We start from the raw sequence: 14174 nt of genomic DNA, 5'->3' as shown, positions 1-14174 counted from the left end.
CCATAATTGCCGCCTCTCGGCAAGTCCGCCCTCACGAAAATCGATTTCACAAATGACGCCATCGTTGACTGTCGCCGCCCGGATCGAGCGCTGGCCTATTGCCGGCGGCTTCGCCATCAGCCGGGGAGCCAAGACAGAAGCCGTTGTGATTGTGGCTGAGGTAAGTCGCCAGGGCCTCAATGGTAAGGCCATTATCGGGCGCGGCGAGTGCGTTCCCTATGCCCGCTACAACGAGACGCCGGAAGGAACGCTCGCGGCCATCCTCAGCCTTCAGGACGCGTTCCGCAGCGGTCTGGACCGGCAGGCGCTGCAATCACGGATGAGCCCCGGAGCGGCCCGTAACGCGCTCGATTGCGCGCTGTGGGATCTGGAGGCCAGGGTGGCTGAAACGCGTATCTGGGACCTCCTTGGACGTCCCGAACCGCGTCCGCTGACCACCGCCTACACGATCTCGCTGGGCACCCCGCAAGCCATGGCGGAGGCGACTGCAAAGGCCGCCCATCGCCCGCTGCTCAAGATCAAGCTCGGCGGCGACGGCGACGAGGCCCGGATCGCGGCGGTCCGCAAAGCCGCTCCGGCCAGCGAGCTGATCGTCGACGCCAATGAGGCCTGGACCGAGGCCGACCTGGAGCGGCATCTGGCGGCCTGCGCCGATGCCGGGGTGACCATGATCGAGCAGCCCCTGCCCGCGGGTCAGGATCAGGCCCTGGCGCGCATCAAGCGGCCCGTGGCTGTCTGCGCCGACGAAAGCGTGCACGACCGCGCGTCGCTGGGGGGCCTGCGCGAGCGCTACGACGCTATCAACATCAAGCTCGACAAGACGGGCGGCCTCACCGAGGCGCTGGCGATGGCCGAGGCGGCGCGGGCGCTGGGATTTGACCTGATGGTCGGCTGCATGGTCGCGACCTCGCTGGCGATGGCCCCCGCGATGATGATCGCGCAGGGAGCGCGCGTGGTCGATCTCGACGGGCCGTTACTATTAGCGAAGGACCGCGACAACGGCCTGCGCTATGACGGCAGCATGGTCTATCCGCCCGACGCCGGTCTCTGGGGCTAGTCCATCACCGCGTGATGCGCGTCGAGGCGCTTGCGCGCGAAGGCCATGACGAGACCGCCTGCGAGCGCCATCACGGCCATCGCGTAGTACACGCCCTCGCCGACCCGGGCATAGATCAGCCCCGAACAGATCATCGTGAGGCTGGTGGTGGCACCCTGAGTGGCCACCATGTAGCCTTGCGCGCTGGCGATAACGTGATGGGGCACGCTGCGGACGATCAACGCGACGACGCCAACCTGCGTGATGCCGAACGTCAGGCCGTGCATTAACTGCACCACCGCGAGAATCTCGATCCGCGGCTCCTGCGCCGTAATCACCCAGCGCAGCACGCCGCTCGCCGCGCCGATCAGCACAAGGACCTGCGGCGACAGGGTGAAGCGCGGCGAGATCGCGAAGACAACAATCTCGGCGATGACCCCAAGCGACCACAAGACAGCGATCGTGAATCCCCCTAGCCCGGCGTTCTGCCAGGTAATGGAGGCAAAACCGAAGTACGCCGCGTGGCTGCCCTGGATCAGTGCCGAAGCTCCAATGATCGCGAGGAATTGCGGCGACCTTAGCAAGCTATGCGTCTTGCCTTGCAGCGGCGCTTCGACGGCCGGAGCCTTCAGTGGGACAATCCCAAGACCGACGAACGCGCTGAGAAATGCCAGCGCCACAATGATCCAGATCAGGTTTTGCGCCTCGATCCTCTGCAGCAACAGGCCCGCTACAAGGGCGAACACCACGAATGATGCCGAGCCCCACAACCGCATTCGCCCATAGTCGAGGCCGTAACGCGTCACGCCCTTCAATGCATAGCCGTCCGTCAACGGACTGAGCGGCGTCCAGAGGCAGGCGATGACGGCATAGACGATCAGGATGGTGAGCGGGTCACGAAGTAGCCCCAGAATGGCAAAACCCGTTGCCGTGGCAAACGCGAGTCCGATCATCGTCCCGCGCAGGACCTGGCGACGCTCGGCGGTCGCCGTCACAAACGGCAGGATGGTGAAGCGGGACAGCGACGGCGCCGCCGTGATCACCCCGATCCAGGACACATCGACTCCAATGGCCTTCAGCCAGATCGGGAAGAACGGCAGATGGACCCCGATAATGCCGAAGGTCGAGGCGTAAAACAGGCTGATCCGCATGGCAAATCGGCGAGCAACGGATTGCCCGGCCGGATGCTTTTGTGATTCTCTGGTGAGCAAGGGAATTGCGATTCGCTGCGGTTCGTGTTGGTGAATGTTTAGCGCGTGTTCGGCATATCTGGACATCGCTTTTGCGTATGGATTGCGTCACCGCGTTTCTGTCCTGCAGATTTCAGTCTTACAGGTTTTAATGGCCAACGAAGCCTTCGCCCTGTCGCCGATCTCGGCCCGCGCCACGTCTCCGACGGACGCGGACTTCGAGGCTATTCGCGAAGCGTTTCTGGAGACCGCGCGCGGCCGCTGGTTCCTGGACGAATACACAAAGCGCAACCGCAACGCCGACACCGCCATGGTGCTGGAAGCCGTCGCCCGCATCGAGCGCACGCTGGCGGTTCAGAAGGAAGAACAGCAGCCGCAAGAAGAACCGGTCGCTCAGCCTTCAAATGAGTTGCCGGAAGCCATGGCTGCGGTTCGGGCCATTGTCGCAGCCACCCGCGAAAGCGTTTCCGCGGCATTGGACGGTCAGGCTTTGACGGACGCGCTGGCGCCGTCACGCAAATGCGCGCGGGTGATCCGCGAGATCGCTTGGGGACTGCGCGAATCCGGCGCGGACGGCCGCATCTGTTCCCTGCTCGAGTCTCAGGTCGATGCGATCAACGCCGCCTGCGATCACGCTGCCGCAGCAGGCCTTCGCGACGACGTTCTGCGGGCCTTCGACGAGGCAGCGCGCGACATCGAGGCCATTGCCCCATCCGCGGTGGAGCCGCACGCCGAGGTCGAGCCCGTTGCGACAGTCCATGTCGTCGATTTCAGTCCGGCGCCTGTGGAAACGCCCAGCGAACTGCAGATCGCCGCCCTGGATGACGAACTGTTCGACGTCACAGTCGCGGCTTCGGAAGAGCCGTCGCCGGAAGCCGTACCCGAAACGGTTATGCTGGCGGAAGACATCCAGCCGATGGAGATGGTTGGGGCGACGATCGAAGTGGATGAAGGGCCGGAGCCCGTTAGGGCCGTGCATCTGACTATCGTGCCGGAAGCGGCACCGGAGCCTGTTCTTGAAATTGAGCCCGCTGTTGTTCAGCCTGCCGTTCTTGCAATCGAGCCTGAGATCGAGGCCACGGCGTCCGCGCCCACCTCGCTCGGTGCAAGCCTGATCGCCAGCGGGATTATCGCAAGGCCGGTTTCGCCGCGCAGCGATCCGCTCGCGCCCATCAGGCGCATGAGCCAGGCCGAGAAAATCGCGTTTTTCAGCTAAAGGCGAAACTGCGGCGGTCTTCGGCGCAAAAGGCAAGCAAAAGACCGGATTGTGACGCCTACTGAATGAGCTTCGCGTAGAGATCCGCATCGACATTGCCGCCGGACAGCACGATCGCAATCGTCTTGCCCCTGGCATCGATATGTCCCGCCAGAAGTGCGGCGAGCGCGACGGCACCACCCGGCTCGACCACGAGCTTCAACTCGCGAAACGCAAACGCGACGGCCTTAGCAACTTCATCGTCGGTTGCCGTGACGCCCTTCACTCCATTCTTCTCGTTGACGGCGAAGGTAATCTCGCCGGGAATTGAAGCCATCAGCGCATCGCAAATGGTGCGACCCACTGCGCGGTGCGGCTGACGTTCACCGGCGCTGAACGACCGGGCGTGATCGTCGAAACCGTAGGGCTCGACGGTCATCAGACCGGCATTCGGAAACTTCGCTTTTGTCGCGAGCGCAATGCCCGCCATCAGTCCGCCGCCGGACGCAGGCGCGGACACGAGGTCAGGCACGAGCCCGAACGCCGCGAAGTCCTCCGCGATCTCGCGGCCGACCGTGCCCTGCCCCGCGATCACCCACGGATCGTCGTAAGGCGGAACGACCGTTGCGCCGCGCTTGCTTGCCAGATCGCGCGCGATGGCATCGCGGTCTTCCTTGTCGCGGTCATACGGAACGACTTCTGCGCCATAGCTTTTGGTGCGCTCGATCTTGGAGACCGGCGCATCGGACGGCATCACGATCACCGCCGGCATGCTCAGGAGCTGCGCCGCAGCCGCGACGCCCTGCGCGTGATTGCCCGACGAGAACGCCACAACGCCCGCTTTTCTCGATGCTTCCGGAATCGACGACAGCTTGTTGAACGCCCCGCGAAACTTGAACGAACCTGTTCGCTGCAGCACTTCCGGCTTGAGAAACACCCGCGCGCCCGTGAGCGCGTCGAGCGCCGGAGATGTCACGAGGCGGGTTCGCACCGCGACAGGCGCGAGAACGCGCGCGGCGGCTTCGATATCGGCATTTGTGGGGAGAACGAGAGAGGTCATGGCGCATGTATAGCGCGCCGGTGCGTTCGGGCAAGATCGCGAGCCACCAGACCAGAGAACAGCCGCCATGCGGGATCAGGCCGTGGGAACGGACTCCGACGTCAACCGGAGCCGCCGGGCCAGACGCCGCCGCCAGCGCCGCTTGACCTGAGGCGGACGCTCGCGCGTCACGTTGTCGATAAAGGCCTGAGCGCAGGCACCCCAGCTTCGGGACGCGGCAAAATCGCGGCAGGCTTCGCGCGGAATGTCCAGCGCCGCCAGACAAGCCGCACGCAGATCGTTGTTCAGCACGCCGACCGGCGCATCGCCGATCACGTCGAGGGGGCCGGATACCGGCAGTGCCGCGACAGGAACGCCGCTGGCCAGCGCCTCAAGCAGCACCAGACCGAAGGTGTCGGTCTTGCTCGGAAACACGAACGCGTCGGCCGCGGAATAAGTATCCGCAAGAGTCTCCCCCTGCATGGTGCCGAGAAACACCGCGTCGGGATATTTGCGCTCGAGCTCGGCCCTGGCTGGACCGTCGCCGACCACAACCTTGGTGCCGGGCAAATCCAGTTCCAGAAACGCTTCCAGATTTTTCTCGACGGCGACGCGGCCAACCGAGAGAAACACCGGACGCGGCAAAGCGAGATCGAAATCGCGCGGCCGGAACAGTTGAGCATCCACGCCGCGCGACCACAGCACGACATTGCGGAAGCCGCGCCCGCGCAATTCATCCGCAAGCGCCGGCGTCGCCGCCATCACCGCATCGCTGGTGCCGTGAAAGTAGCGCAATGCTGCCCAGACCCATGACTCGGGGATTGGAAACCGCGCGGAGACATACTCGGGGAAACGGGTGTGGAAACTCGTCGTGAACGGCACCTTGTTCTTCTGGCAATAGCGCCGCGCCAGAATTCCGATCGGGCCTTCAGTCGCGATGTGGATGTAATCGGGCTGCGCCTCTTCGATCATGCGCGCGATCTTGCCTGGACTTGGCAGCGCGACATGCAGATCGGCGTAGCTTGGGAGCGCAATGGTTCGAAACGATTGCGGCGTCAGGAACTCGACATCGACGCCCATCTCGGCGGCAGCTTCCGCCATCTTGGTGAGCGTCCGCACCACGCCGTTGACTTGCGGGTGCCAGGCGTCCGTTGCGATCAGGATGCGCATCAGGCCGCCTGCGCCGTGACGCGAGGCACCGGCTGAGAACGGCGCAGCGGATCGGTCCATGTCAGGATTTCGAAACGGCCATCCTCGTGCTCCACCAGCGCGGTGCAGCTCTCGACCCAGTCGCCGCAATTCATGTAGCGGATGCCGTTCTCGTCGCGGATCGTCGCGTAGTGAATGTGGCCGCAGATCACGCCGTCCGCGCCGTGGCGCTTGGCTTCACCGGCCAGCGTCTGCTCGAACGCGCCGATGTAGTTGACCGCGTTCTTCACCTTTTGCTTGGCCCACTGCGACAGCGACCAGTACGGCACGCCGAACAGCTTCCGGAACGCGTTGACCAGCCGGTTCAGTTGAATGGCGAAGTCGTAGGCCTTGTCGCCAAGGTGCGCGAGCCAGCGCGCGTTCTGAACGACGAGGTCGAAAATGTCGCCATGAATGACGAGATAGCGCTTGCCGTCCGCACCCTCGTGAATCGCATCCTCGACGACTTCGACGCCGCCGAAATGCGTGCCGTAATAGGAACGCAGGAATTCATCGTGGTTGCCGGGGATGTAGATCACGCGTGCACCCTTGCGGACCCTGCGCAGCATCTTCTGGACGAAGTCGTTGTGGGATTGCGGCCAGTGCCAAGACGACTTCAACGCCCATCCGTCAATGATGTCGCCGACAAGATAAATCGTGTCGGCGTCGTGACAGCGGAGAAAATCAAGAAGGCGGTCAGCTTGCGAACCGCGGGCTCCGAGGTGGACATCGGAGATAAACAAAGTGCGAAAGCGTCGTTCTGGACTACTATCGCTCATAGCCTGTCTTTCCATGCGCGAGCACGTATCAAAATCTCATGACAGCGTGATGACAGATCACGCCGCCTGCGAACCGAGAGTCCGCTCGAAACAAACCAGCGTGTAGATGCCGAACGGCGCAACTTTGCGCCGCTCCACGAGCGTCGTGCTTGCATTTGATTGCGCCCAGGCCTGCAGCCGCGCGAAGGGGAATTCGGGGCGCAGACCCAGCGCGCGGGTTTTCTGCGCGGCCCAGCGCTCGACAGCAGCCGCAACACCGACTTCCGAATAGAGGTGGTTCACGAGGATGATGCGCCCGCCCGGCTTCACCACGCGGTGGCATTCGGACAGCACCTGCTCGGGATTGGCGACCAGCGTGATGACGAACTGCGCCACCACGCAATCGAAGGTCGCATCCGCGAACGTCATCTGGTGCGCGTCCATCTGGTGCACCGCCTTGACGAACGGATGCTTTCCGCTCGCCATTTTCGCGCGCGCCTTATCGAGCATCGGCGCGCTCATGTCGATGCCGGTGATCTCGGTGCTGTTGTCGTAGTCGTCGAACGACAACCCTGTGCCGACGCCGACCTCAAGAATCTTGCCGCCGGTGGCCCGTGCTGCCGCAGCAGCTGCGCGCCGGCCCTTCACCATGACAGGGCCGCACACGGCGTCATAGATCGGCGCCCAGCGCGCGTAAGCGGTTTCAACAATGGATTTGTCGAGATCGGTCGAACTCATTTTGGTTCCAATAAGCGGTCTGAGGAATCAGATTTCCTATTCGCTTATTGGCGATTACCAGCGGAGTACGACAAACAGGCGACACGCGCGGCAGCTTGTCGCGTCAAGGCCGGAATGAATTGAGATTGAGTTGCCTCTGGACGTCATTGCGAGCGAAGCGAAGCAATCCAGAGCCACAAGGAAGAACTGGATTGCTTCGTCGCAAACGCTCCTCGCAATGACGGTTGCGGAGAAATCCCGATGACGCCGGGAATTCATCCGGCTCTAAGTGTCGAAGGCGTGGAAGTGATGGATCGGCCCGTGGCCGTGACCGACATCAAGCCGGTCCGCCGCGGCGATGGCGGCACTGATATACGCCTTGGCATCCCGAACCGCGGCTTCAAGTCCATTGCCCTTGGCAAGGCCCGCCGCGATGGCCGATGACAGCGAGCAGCCCGTTCCGTGGGTGTTACTGGTTGCGATGCGCGGCGCGGCCAGCCGGATGACCGAGTTGTTGTCGATCAGATAGTCGGTGCTCTCGGGACCGGTTCCATGACCGCCCTTGATCAGGACGGCGGGACAGCCCATCGCCAGCAGCCGCCGGCCCTGAGCCTCGATGTCCGCCTCGCTCTCGGCAATGGCCTCGTTGAGCAGCGCCGCGGCCTCCGGCAGGTTCGGCGTGATCAGGCCACAGCGCGGAAAGAGTTTGGTGCGCAGGGCATCGACCGCATCGGACGACAGCAACCGGTCGCCCGATGTCGCGACCATCACCGGATCGAGTACGACGTGCTTTGGCGCCCAGCGGTCGAGACTTGCCGCTATTACTTCGATCGCCTCATGGCGAGCGACCATGCCGATCTTGACGGCCTTCACATCGAGATCGGCGAACACTGCATCGATTTGCGCGGTGATGAAGTCGGCCGGGACATCATGGATGCCGGTCACGCCTTTCGTATTCTGCGCCGTCAGCGCGGTAATCACGGACGCGCCATAAACGCCGCAGGCAGCGAACGTCTTGAGATCGGCCTGAATCCCGGCGCCTCCGCTCGAATCCGAGCCGGCAATGGTGAGCGCAATCGGTATGCTCATGGCAGTCTCATGGGACATTCAGTGTCTCTCGCACCCTGCTCTAACCCGCTGAATAAACTCCAGCAAGCCGGGTTGCCACCGTGGCCGGATTTGGCTCTATTGCGCTTCAGAAGACGCAATACTGCTTTGCCGGAGAGACAGCGATGGTCCCCTTCTTTGTCCAGATCAAATGCAAGCTGGGCCAGTCCTATGCGGTCGCCAATGCGATCGCCGAGGCCGAAATCGCCTCGGAAATCTACTCGACGGCGGGGGACTACGATCTGCTGGTCAAGTTCTACGTCGACAGCGCCACTGACATCGGCCATTTCGTCAACGAGAAGGTCCAGGTCATCCCCGGCATCCAGGACACCTACACCATCATCACGTTCAAGGCGTTTGGGGCGTAAGAGTCTTGCGGGGCATGATCTGATCCGAAAACCGGTGCCCACTTTTCGGGATCATGCCGTATCACGCTGCCTTGGCTGTCCCTGACACCGGCGCGTCGGGATCTTCCTCGCCGTCGGCGATGGTGGCGATAGCCGCGACCGGCGTATCGCGCAGCCGCTTCAGGCCGAGATAGCGCTCACGCAGGATCACGAAAATTCCGGCGCTCGCGACAACGACCGCGCCAACAATAACGTAAAGCGTCGGCACCTCACCGAAGAACCAGTAGCCAAGCATGAACGCCCACAGCATGGCGGTGTAATCGAACGGCGCCAGGAACGAGGCCGGCGCGTAACGATAGCTGTCGGTGAAGAAAATCTGTCCGAGGCCACCGGCAATGCCGATCCCGGCGAGGATAGCCACATCCTGCCACGTGGAGGGCATGCGCCATCCGAATGGCAAGGTCAGCAGGGAGACCAGCAAGACCAGAAGCGTCATGAAGATGACGATTGATGAAGTGGTCTCGGTCGCCGTCAGCCGCCGGATCTGGATCGATGCGCCGCCTGCCGTGAAGGCGTTGGTCAGGGCGAACAGAAGGCCGATCGCCATCGATGCCGTGAGCGCGGCGTGGTCGCGCGCATAGGGCGTCAGCATCAGGATGACGCCGCAAAAACCGAAGGCGACCGCCGACCAGCGATAGGCGTGAACCTTTTCCTTCAGGAATATCGCGGCGAAAATCACGGTAATGAGCGGAGACGCAAACGCGATTGCGGTGAAGTCAGCGATCGGAATTCGCGCCAGCGCCGCAAAGGTGCAGAAGGTGCCGACGACACTGAAGACGCCGCGCAGCAGGTGGTCCGATGGGCGCTGCGTCCGCAGGGCACCCTTGAGCTGCCCGCGCCAGCCGAACACGATCAGGATCGGGATCAGCGCGAACATCGAACGGAAGAATGCCACCTGCCCTTCCGGATAGGCTCCGCCCAGATAGCGCACCTGCGCACCCATGACGGCGAACATCAGCGTGCTGGCGACCTTGAACGAAACGGCTTTGACGATATTCATGGAGAAAAGCGCGAATCCTGCGGCAATTGCGGCCCGACAAAGCACGCGGCGGCAACCCGGAAAACCCCGCTCTCAACATGGCTTGTTGACCGGCCATGCAGGCAGGCCGGCTCCCGACTGGAACAATCCGGCGCTCAGGTCTTCTTTTTAGGCCGCGCCGGGCCATCCACGGCGGGCAAGGACTTGAGATAGGCGGCCATCGCCGCACGATCCTCGTCGTTCAATTCCGAGGTGTTCTTGATGACGCGCGCCATCGAGCCACCGGCGGTGTCGCCGTCGGGCAGTTCGCCGGTCTTGAGGAACCAGGCGATTTCCTTTTCCGTCCAGTCCTTGAGGCCCTTCTGGGTGATGTTCGGAACCCAACCCTCACCTTCAGGATTCGGGCCGCCGGCAAAGCGCTGCGACGACACGATGCCGCCGAGGAAATTGCGGGGGCTGTGACATTCGGCGCAATGGCCGAGGCCGTTGACCAGATAAGCACCGCGATTCCACGCAGCGGATTGCTTGGGATCCGGGGTGAACGGCTTGTCGTCCAGAAATAAGAATTTCCATCCGCCCACGAGGCGGCGGATGTTGAACGGAAAGTTCACGTCGTGAGGACGCGGACGGCCGGAGAGCGGCGGCAAGGTTTTGATGTAGGCGAACAGGTCGCGGATGTCGTTGTCGGTCGCGAGCCGGTAGGAGCCGTAGGGAAACGACGGAAAGTAATGCGTCCCGGCCGGCGAGGTGCCGTACTTCATCGCGGTGACAAAGTTCGCCTCGGTCCAGTCACCGATGCCGTTTTGCTTGTGCGGCGAAATGTTCGGGACATGGAAGGTGCCGAACGGCGACGGAAGGGCCAGTCCCCCGCCGAGCATGGTACGCGGTTCACCAGTCACCCCATGACACGACGCGCATCCGCCAGCATTGAACACTATCTGACCGTTGGCCACGTTGGGTGAGTAAGCCGGCAAGGCCTGGGCGGACACCACCGCCGGAATGGTGACGAACCAGAAAACTCCCACGCCGGCGATCAGAGCAAGAACCGCCAGCAGGAAAAGCTTCCGAAACATAAGCGCCCCCAATGGAAGTAACCAGAAATGGTCAGGAACTAAACGGCCGCGGCCAGTGTTCAATCGGTATTGGCAGTCCGGAAACTATGGGAGAAAACGATGAACAGCAAAAGATTTGCGGTTGTCACCCTTGTCGCAGGCGCGTGCATCGCACTTGGCGGACCGGCATTCGCCGAAAAGATGACCATGAAAGTGGATCTGACCAGCGCGGCCCAAGTCCCCGCGGTCACCAGTCCCGGCAAGGGTACAGCCGATGTTGGCTTCGATACCGCGACCAAAATGCTGACCTGGAAGGTTACCTATTCCGGTCTCACGGGACCGGCGACCATGGCGCATTTTCACCTCGCCGAAGCCGGCAAGAACGGCCCGGTCGCCGTTCCCTTCAAGGACGCCGCCAGCGGTGCCGAGGGCAGTGCGACCTTGACCGACGCGCAGGCCGCCGACCTGCTGGCCGGGAAGTACTACATCAACATTCATACCGCCGCGCATCCAGGTGGCGAAATTCGCGGACAGGTCACCAAGTAACGGATCACTCTGGGTTCAAAACAAGGGCGGGCGCCACTGGCACCCGCCCCTTAAAATTGTCGTGAGTGATCTGAAATCAGCTGTTCTTCACGCGGAATGTCTCGTGACAGCCCGAGCATGACTTGCCGATTGTCGGCAGCGTCGCCTTCAGACTGTCCACATCCTTGATCTTGCCTTTCGCCTCGGTCACGGCCTTGCCGAAGGCTGCGATAGCCGCGTCAAATCCAGGCCTGTCGTCCCATATCTTGGGAGACGGAGTGTACTCGCTGGTTTGCTTCACAGCCTTGACGCTTGCGGGATAGAGCGAGGGGAGTTTTTTGGCCGTCTCATCAAGCTGCGTCAGCGCTGCATTGATAGCCGCCTGATCGTAGGGCTTGTCGCCTCTCGCCATCGGACTGAGAACGCCGCCCAGGTTCTTGCCGTTCGCTTTCATCAGCGCATGGCTTTGCTCGATCTCTGCCTGCTGAGCAACAACAGCGGTCGCACCCAGCAATATCGCAGCGGCTACGAGAACAGAACGCCTCATTCGGTATTTCCTCCTTGAGTTTTGAAAACAACGCCTTCATTCGAAAAATTGACGGAATCGAACATTCCCGCTGCAGCCTGACAAGCCCAACAATTTTTTCCTGCGTCGGGAATTTTTTACAATCGATGCTCGCGACGGTTTCGCTCAATCGCCATCCAGACTCGTTCCGCTGTCGCCGGCATGTCGATGTGGTCGATCCCGTACTCACGCGACAAGCCGTCGATGATCGCGTTCATCACCGCGGGACATGAACCGATTGCCCCCGCTTCGCCCGCTCCCTTGACGCCGAGCGGATTGGTCTTGCACGGCACGTTGTGGGTCTCGAACTTGATCGATGGGCCGTCCGCAGCGCGCGGCAGCGCATAGTCCATGAAGCTGCCGGTGACGAGCTGACCGTCGGCGGCGTCATAGACCGCCTGCTCCATCAGGGCCTGACCAATGCCCTGCATGGTGCCGCCATGAACCTGGCCGGCCAGCAGCAACGGATTCAGCGTCACGCCGAAATCGTCGACGATGACGTAGTTCACGACATGGATCACACCGGTTGATGGATCGATCTCGACCTCTGCGATATGCGTGCCATTCGGATAGGTACCGTCAGCGCTCGTAAATTTCGCGCTTGCACTCAGCTTCGACGGATCGGCGCCGGCGCGCTTTGCGAGATCGGCGAACGAGACTGTGCGGTCGGTGCCGACAATACGGATCGCCCCGTCGCTGAACTCAAGATCGCCCGCACCTGTCTCCAGTAGATCGGCGGCGATGTCCTTCAAATTCGCACCGAGTGTGCGCGTCGCTCGCTCCACACTGACACCGCCGGATGGAATCGAGCTCGAGCCGCCGGTACCGAGACCGGTGGCGATCTGATCAGTATCACCCTGATGAATATGGACACGCTCGGGTGCGATTCCGAACTGCTCCGCAACGATTTGGGCATACGCGGTCTGGTGTCCCTGCCCGCTGGACTGCGTGCCGATCAAGATCGTCACATCGCCATTGGGATCGAGCCGAACCTGAGCCGTTTCTGGCTCTCCCATCGAGCCGCACACCTCGACATAGGTGCCGAGACCGATACCGCGCACCAGTCCCTGCTTTTTCGCCGCCTTGGCGCGCTTCGGGAATTCCTTCCAGTCGGCAACATCCATCGCGCGCTTCATGTGGGCGGCGAAGTCACCGGAATCGTAGATCTTCCCGGTGGCCGTTGTGTACGGCATTGCCTTCGGCTGAATGAAATTCTTGCGGCGGATCGCGTCCGGCGTCATGCCGAGCTTGCGCGCCGCCGCATCGACAAGGCGCTCGACCACATAAGCGGCTTCGGGGCGCCCGGCGCCGCGATAGGCATCCACCGGCACCGTGTTGGTGAACACCGTGCGAATGCGGCAATAGAACGCCTGGACGTCATAGAGACCCGGCAGCATTCCCGCGCCGCCGTGCGGAATGTACGGCCCGAAGGTCGAGAGATAGGCGCCCATGTCGCCCATCAGATCGACATCCATGGCGAGGAATTTCCCGTCCTCGGCCAGCGCCATCCGCGCGGTGGTGACGTTGTCGCGCCCCTGTGCGTCGCCGACGAAGTGATCAGCGCGCTCGGCGGTCCATTTCACCGTCTTTTTCAGCTTGCGCGCGGCAACCGCCGCAAGCGCGTATTCACGATAGGGAAACAGCTTGGTGCCGAAGCCGCCGCCAACGTCGGGACAGATCACCCGCATTTTCTCGACGGGAATGTTGAGAACATTCTGGCAGAGAATATCGCGGAGCCGATGGCTGCCCTGACTGCCGATTGTCAGCGTCAGATGATCGCGCTTGGTATCGTACTCGCAAACGACCGCGCGGGTTTCCATGTAGTTGGTGATAATGCGCGGATTGACGATGGTGATCTCCGCCACCGCATGCGCCTTCGCGAAGGCGGCTTCCGTTGTCTTCTTGTCGCCCAGCGACGTGTCGAACAGCACGTTGCCGGCGTGGTCCGGCCAGACCTGCGGCGCACCCTTCTTCACCGCATTGACGAGACCAACGGCGGCCGGCAGGGCCGTCCACTCGACCTTAATCGCCTCGATCGCATCCCGTGCCTGCTCGACGGTGTCCGCCACGACGAACGCAACCGCGTCGCCAACGTGCCGCACGACATCGCGCGCAAGGATCGGATACGGAGGGCCGGTAAAGGGTTCGTCAGGCAGATTGAACAGGCAGGGAAGACTGCCGAGGTCCTTGACGTCGTCGGCGGTGAGAATCGCAGCGACACCCGGCAATCCGCGGGCCTGCGACGCATCGAGCTTGAATTTCGCGTGCGCGTGCGGAGACCGCAACACAAGGGCATGCATCGCTGCTGCCGGAGTGTAGTCGTCGGTGTAGCGGCCCTTGCCACGAATGAGCGCGTCGTCCTCCTTGCGAAGAACACTTTGACCGACACCGAATTTGACGGGAGCCATAATCTCTC

At 62.3% G+C, this 14174-nt stretch carries 14 protein-coding genes; 4 read left to right on the top strand and 10 right to left on the bottom strand.

From position 1 onward, the window contains the following. The first annotated feature begins 52 nt into the window (after positions 1-52). A complete protein-coding gene (gene dgcA, locus HNQ36_RS20770) occupies positions 53-1057 on the top strand; it encodes an N-acetyl-D-Glu racemase DgcA (protein ID WP_184088260.1) in 1005 nt (334 codons plus the stop codon). Here the strand turns inward: dgcA and HNQ36_RS20765 are convergent. After that, on the bottom strand, positions 1054-2187 hold the full coding sequence (locus HNQ36_RS20765) for an MFS transporter (protein WP_246395471.1): 1134 nt from the start codon (positions 2185-2187) through the stop codon (positions 1054-1056). The two genes, dgcA and HNQ36_RS20765, sit on opposite strands and share 4 nt — an antisense overlap. Positions 2188-2377: 190 nt before the next feature. Between HNQ36_RS20765 and HNQ36_RS20760 the strand changes: the two genes are divergently transcribed. After that, positions 2378-3442, top strand: coding sequence for a hypothetical protein (locus HNQ36_RS20760; RefSeq protein WP_184088255.1), 1065 nt, complete (start codon positions 2378-2380; stop codon positions 3440-3442). 58 nt (positions 3443-3500) lie between these two features. Here the strand turns inward: HNQ36_RS20760 and HNQ36_RS20755 are convergent, their stop codons facing one another. The 5 genes from HNQ36_RS20755 to thiD all read right to left on the bottom strand — a co-directional run bounded on the left by HNQ36_RS20755 (position 3501) and on the right by thiD (position 8212). Next, positions 3501-4481 carry a threonine/serine dehydratase family protein gene (locus HNQ36_RS20755; RefSeq protein ID WP_184088253.1) on the bottom strand — a complete coding sequence of 327 codons (981 nt, stop codon included), beginning with the start codon at positions 4479-4481 and terminating at the stop codon, positions 3501-3503. A gap of 75 nt (positions 4482-4556) precedes the next feature. Then, the gene (locus HNQ36_RS20750) at positions 4557-5630 is read right to left on the bottom strand and encodes a glycosyltransferase family 4 protein (protein WP_184088417.1); all 1074 of its coding nucleotides are present in this window, start codon (positions 5628-5630) and stop codon (positions 4557-4559) included. Then, positions 5630-6427: a UDP-2,3-diacylglucosamine diphosphatase gene (locus HNQ36_RS20745; RefSeq protein WP_184088251.1), complete on the bottom strand. Its 798-nt coding sequence runs from the start codon at positions 6425-6427 to the stop codon at positions 5630-5632. The genes HNQ36_RS20750 and HNQ36_RS20745 overlap by 1 nt, the downstream gene beginning before the upstream one ends. 57 nt (positions 6428-6484) lie before the next feature. Further along, positions 6485-7144, bottom strand: coding sequence for a class I SAM-dependent methyltransferase (locus HNQ36_RS20740; protein ID WP_184088249.1), 660 nt, complete (start codon positions 7142-7144; stop codon positions 6485-6487). A 264-nt stretch (positions 7145-7408) separates the two neighbouring features. Further along, positions 7409-8212 (bottom strand): bifunctional hydroxymethylpyrimidine kinase/phosphomethylpyrimidine kinase, encoded by an 804-nt coding sequence (gene thiD, locus HNQ36_RS20735; protein WP_184088247.1) that lies wholly within the window; start codon positions 8210-8212, stop codon positions 7409-7411. Positions 8213-8355: 143 nt separating this feature from the next. Between thiD and HNQ36_RS20730 the strand changes: the two genes are divergently transcribed. Then, positions 8356-8598 carry an Lrp/AsnC ligand binding domain-containing protein gene (locus HNQ36_RS20730; RefSeq protein ID WP_046827096.1) on the top strand — a complete coding sequence of 81 codons (243 nt, stop codon included), beginning with the start codon at positions 8356-8358 and terminating at the stop codon, positions 8596-8598. Positions 8599-8659: 61 nt separating this feature from the next. Here HNQ36_RS20730 and HNQ36_RS20725 read toward each other — a convergent pair whose 3' ends face one another. Then, a complete protein-coding gene (locus tag HNQ36_RS20725; protein ID WP_184088245.1) occupies positions 8660-9637 on the bottom strand; it encodes a DMT family transporter in 978 nt (325 codons plus the stop codon). 134 nt (positions 9638-9771) lie between these two features. After that, positions 9772-10689 (bottom strand): c-type cytochrome, encoded by a 918-nt coding sequence (locus HNQ36_RS20720; protein WP_184088242.1) that lies wholly within the window; start codon positions 10687-10689, stop codon positions 9772-9774. A 99-nt stretch (positions 10690-10788) separates the two neighbouring features. On the opposite strand from HNQ36_RS20720, the gene HNQ36_RS20715 reads away from it, so the two are divergent. After that, a complete protein-coding gene (locus HNQ36_RS20715) occupies positions 10789-11214 on the top strand; it encodes a CHRD domain-containing protein (RefSeq protein WP_184088240.1) in 426 nt (141 codons plus the stop codon). Between the two features lie 76 nt (positions 11215-11290). Here HNQ36_RS20715 and HNQ36_RS20710 read toward each other — a convergent pair whose 3' ends face one another. Beyond that, positions 11291-11740: a c-type cytochrome gene (locus HNQ36_RS20710; RefSeq protein ID WP_184088238.1), complete on the bottom strand. Its 450-nt coding sequence runs from the start codon at positions 11738-11740 to the stop codon at positions 11291-11293. 116 nt (positions 11741-11856) lie between these two features. Then, positions 11857-14169 (bottom strand): molybdopterin cofactor-binding domain-containing protein, encoded by a 2313-nt coding sequence (locus tag HNQ36_RS20705; protein ID WP_184088414.1) that lies wholly within the window; start codon positions 14167-14169, stop codon positions 11857-11859. Between the last annotated feature and the right edge of the window lie 5 nt (positions 14170-14174).

It is taken from the genome of Afipia massiliensis, assembly GCF_014203115.1.
Lineage (GTDB): Bacteria > Pseudomonadota > Alphaproteobacteria > Rhizobiales > Xanthobacteraceae > Afipia > Afipia massiliensis.
This window is presented reverse-complemented; position numbering and strand designations above follow the sequence as displayed.

Coding starts and splice junctions, on each gene's coding strand:
- dgcA (WP_184088260.1), top strand. CDS start 53: ATGACGCCATCGTTGACTGTCGCCGCCCGGATCGAGCGCTGGCCTATT.
- HNQ36_RS20765 (WP_246395471.1), bottom strand. CDS start 2,187: ATGCGGATCAGCCTGTTTTACGCCTCGACCTTCGGCATTATCGGGGTC.
- HNQ36_RS20760 (WP_184088255.1), top strand. CDS start 2,378: ATGGCCAACGAAGCCTTCGCCCTGTCGCCGATCTCGGCCCGCGCCACG.
- HNQ36_RS20755 (WP_184088253.1), bottom strand. CDS start 4,481: ATGACCTCTCTCGTTCTCCCCACAAATGCCGATATCGAAGCCGCCGCG.
- HNQ36_RS20750 (WP_184088417.1), bottom strand. CDS start 5,630: ATGCGCATCCTGATCGCAACGGACGCCTGGCACCCGCAAGTCAACGGC.
- HNQ36_RS20745 (WP_184088251.1), bottom strand. CDS start 6,427: ATGAGCGATAGTAGTCCAGAACGACGCTTTCGCACTTTGTTTATCTCC.
- HNQ36_RS20740 (WP_184088249.1), bottom strand. CDS start 7,144: ATGAGTTCGACCGATCTCGACAAATCCATTGTTGAAACCGCTTACGCG.
- thiD (WP_184088247.1), bottom strand. CDS start 8,212: ATGAGCATACCGATTGCGCTCACCATTGCCGGCTCGGATTCGAGCGGA.
- HNQ36_RS20730 (WP_046827096.1), top strand. CDS start 8,356: ATGGTCCCCTTCTTTGTCCAGATCAAATGCAAGCTGGGCCAGTCCTAT.
- HNQ36_RS20725 (WP_184088245.1), bottom strand. CDS start 9,637: ATGAATATCGTCAAAGCCGTTTCGTTCAAGGTCGCCAGCACGCTGATG.
- HNQ36_RS20720 (WP_184088242.1), bottom strand. CDS start 10,689: ATGTTTCGGAAGCTTTTCCTGCTGGCGGTTCTTGCTCTGATCGCCGGC.
- HNQ36_RS20715 (WP_184088240.1), top strand. CDS start 10,789: ATGAACAGCAAAAGATTTGCGGTTGTCACCCTTGTCGCAGGCGCGTGC.
- HNQ36_RS20710 (WP_184088238.1), bottom strand. CDS start 11,740: ATGAGGCGTTCTGTTCTCGTAGCCGCTGCGATATTGCTGGGTGCGACC.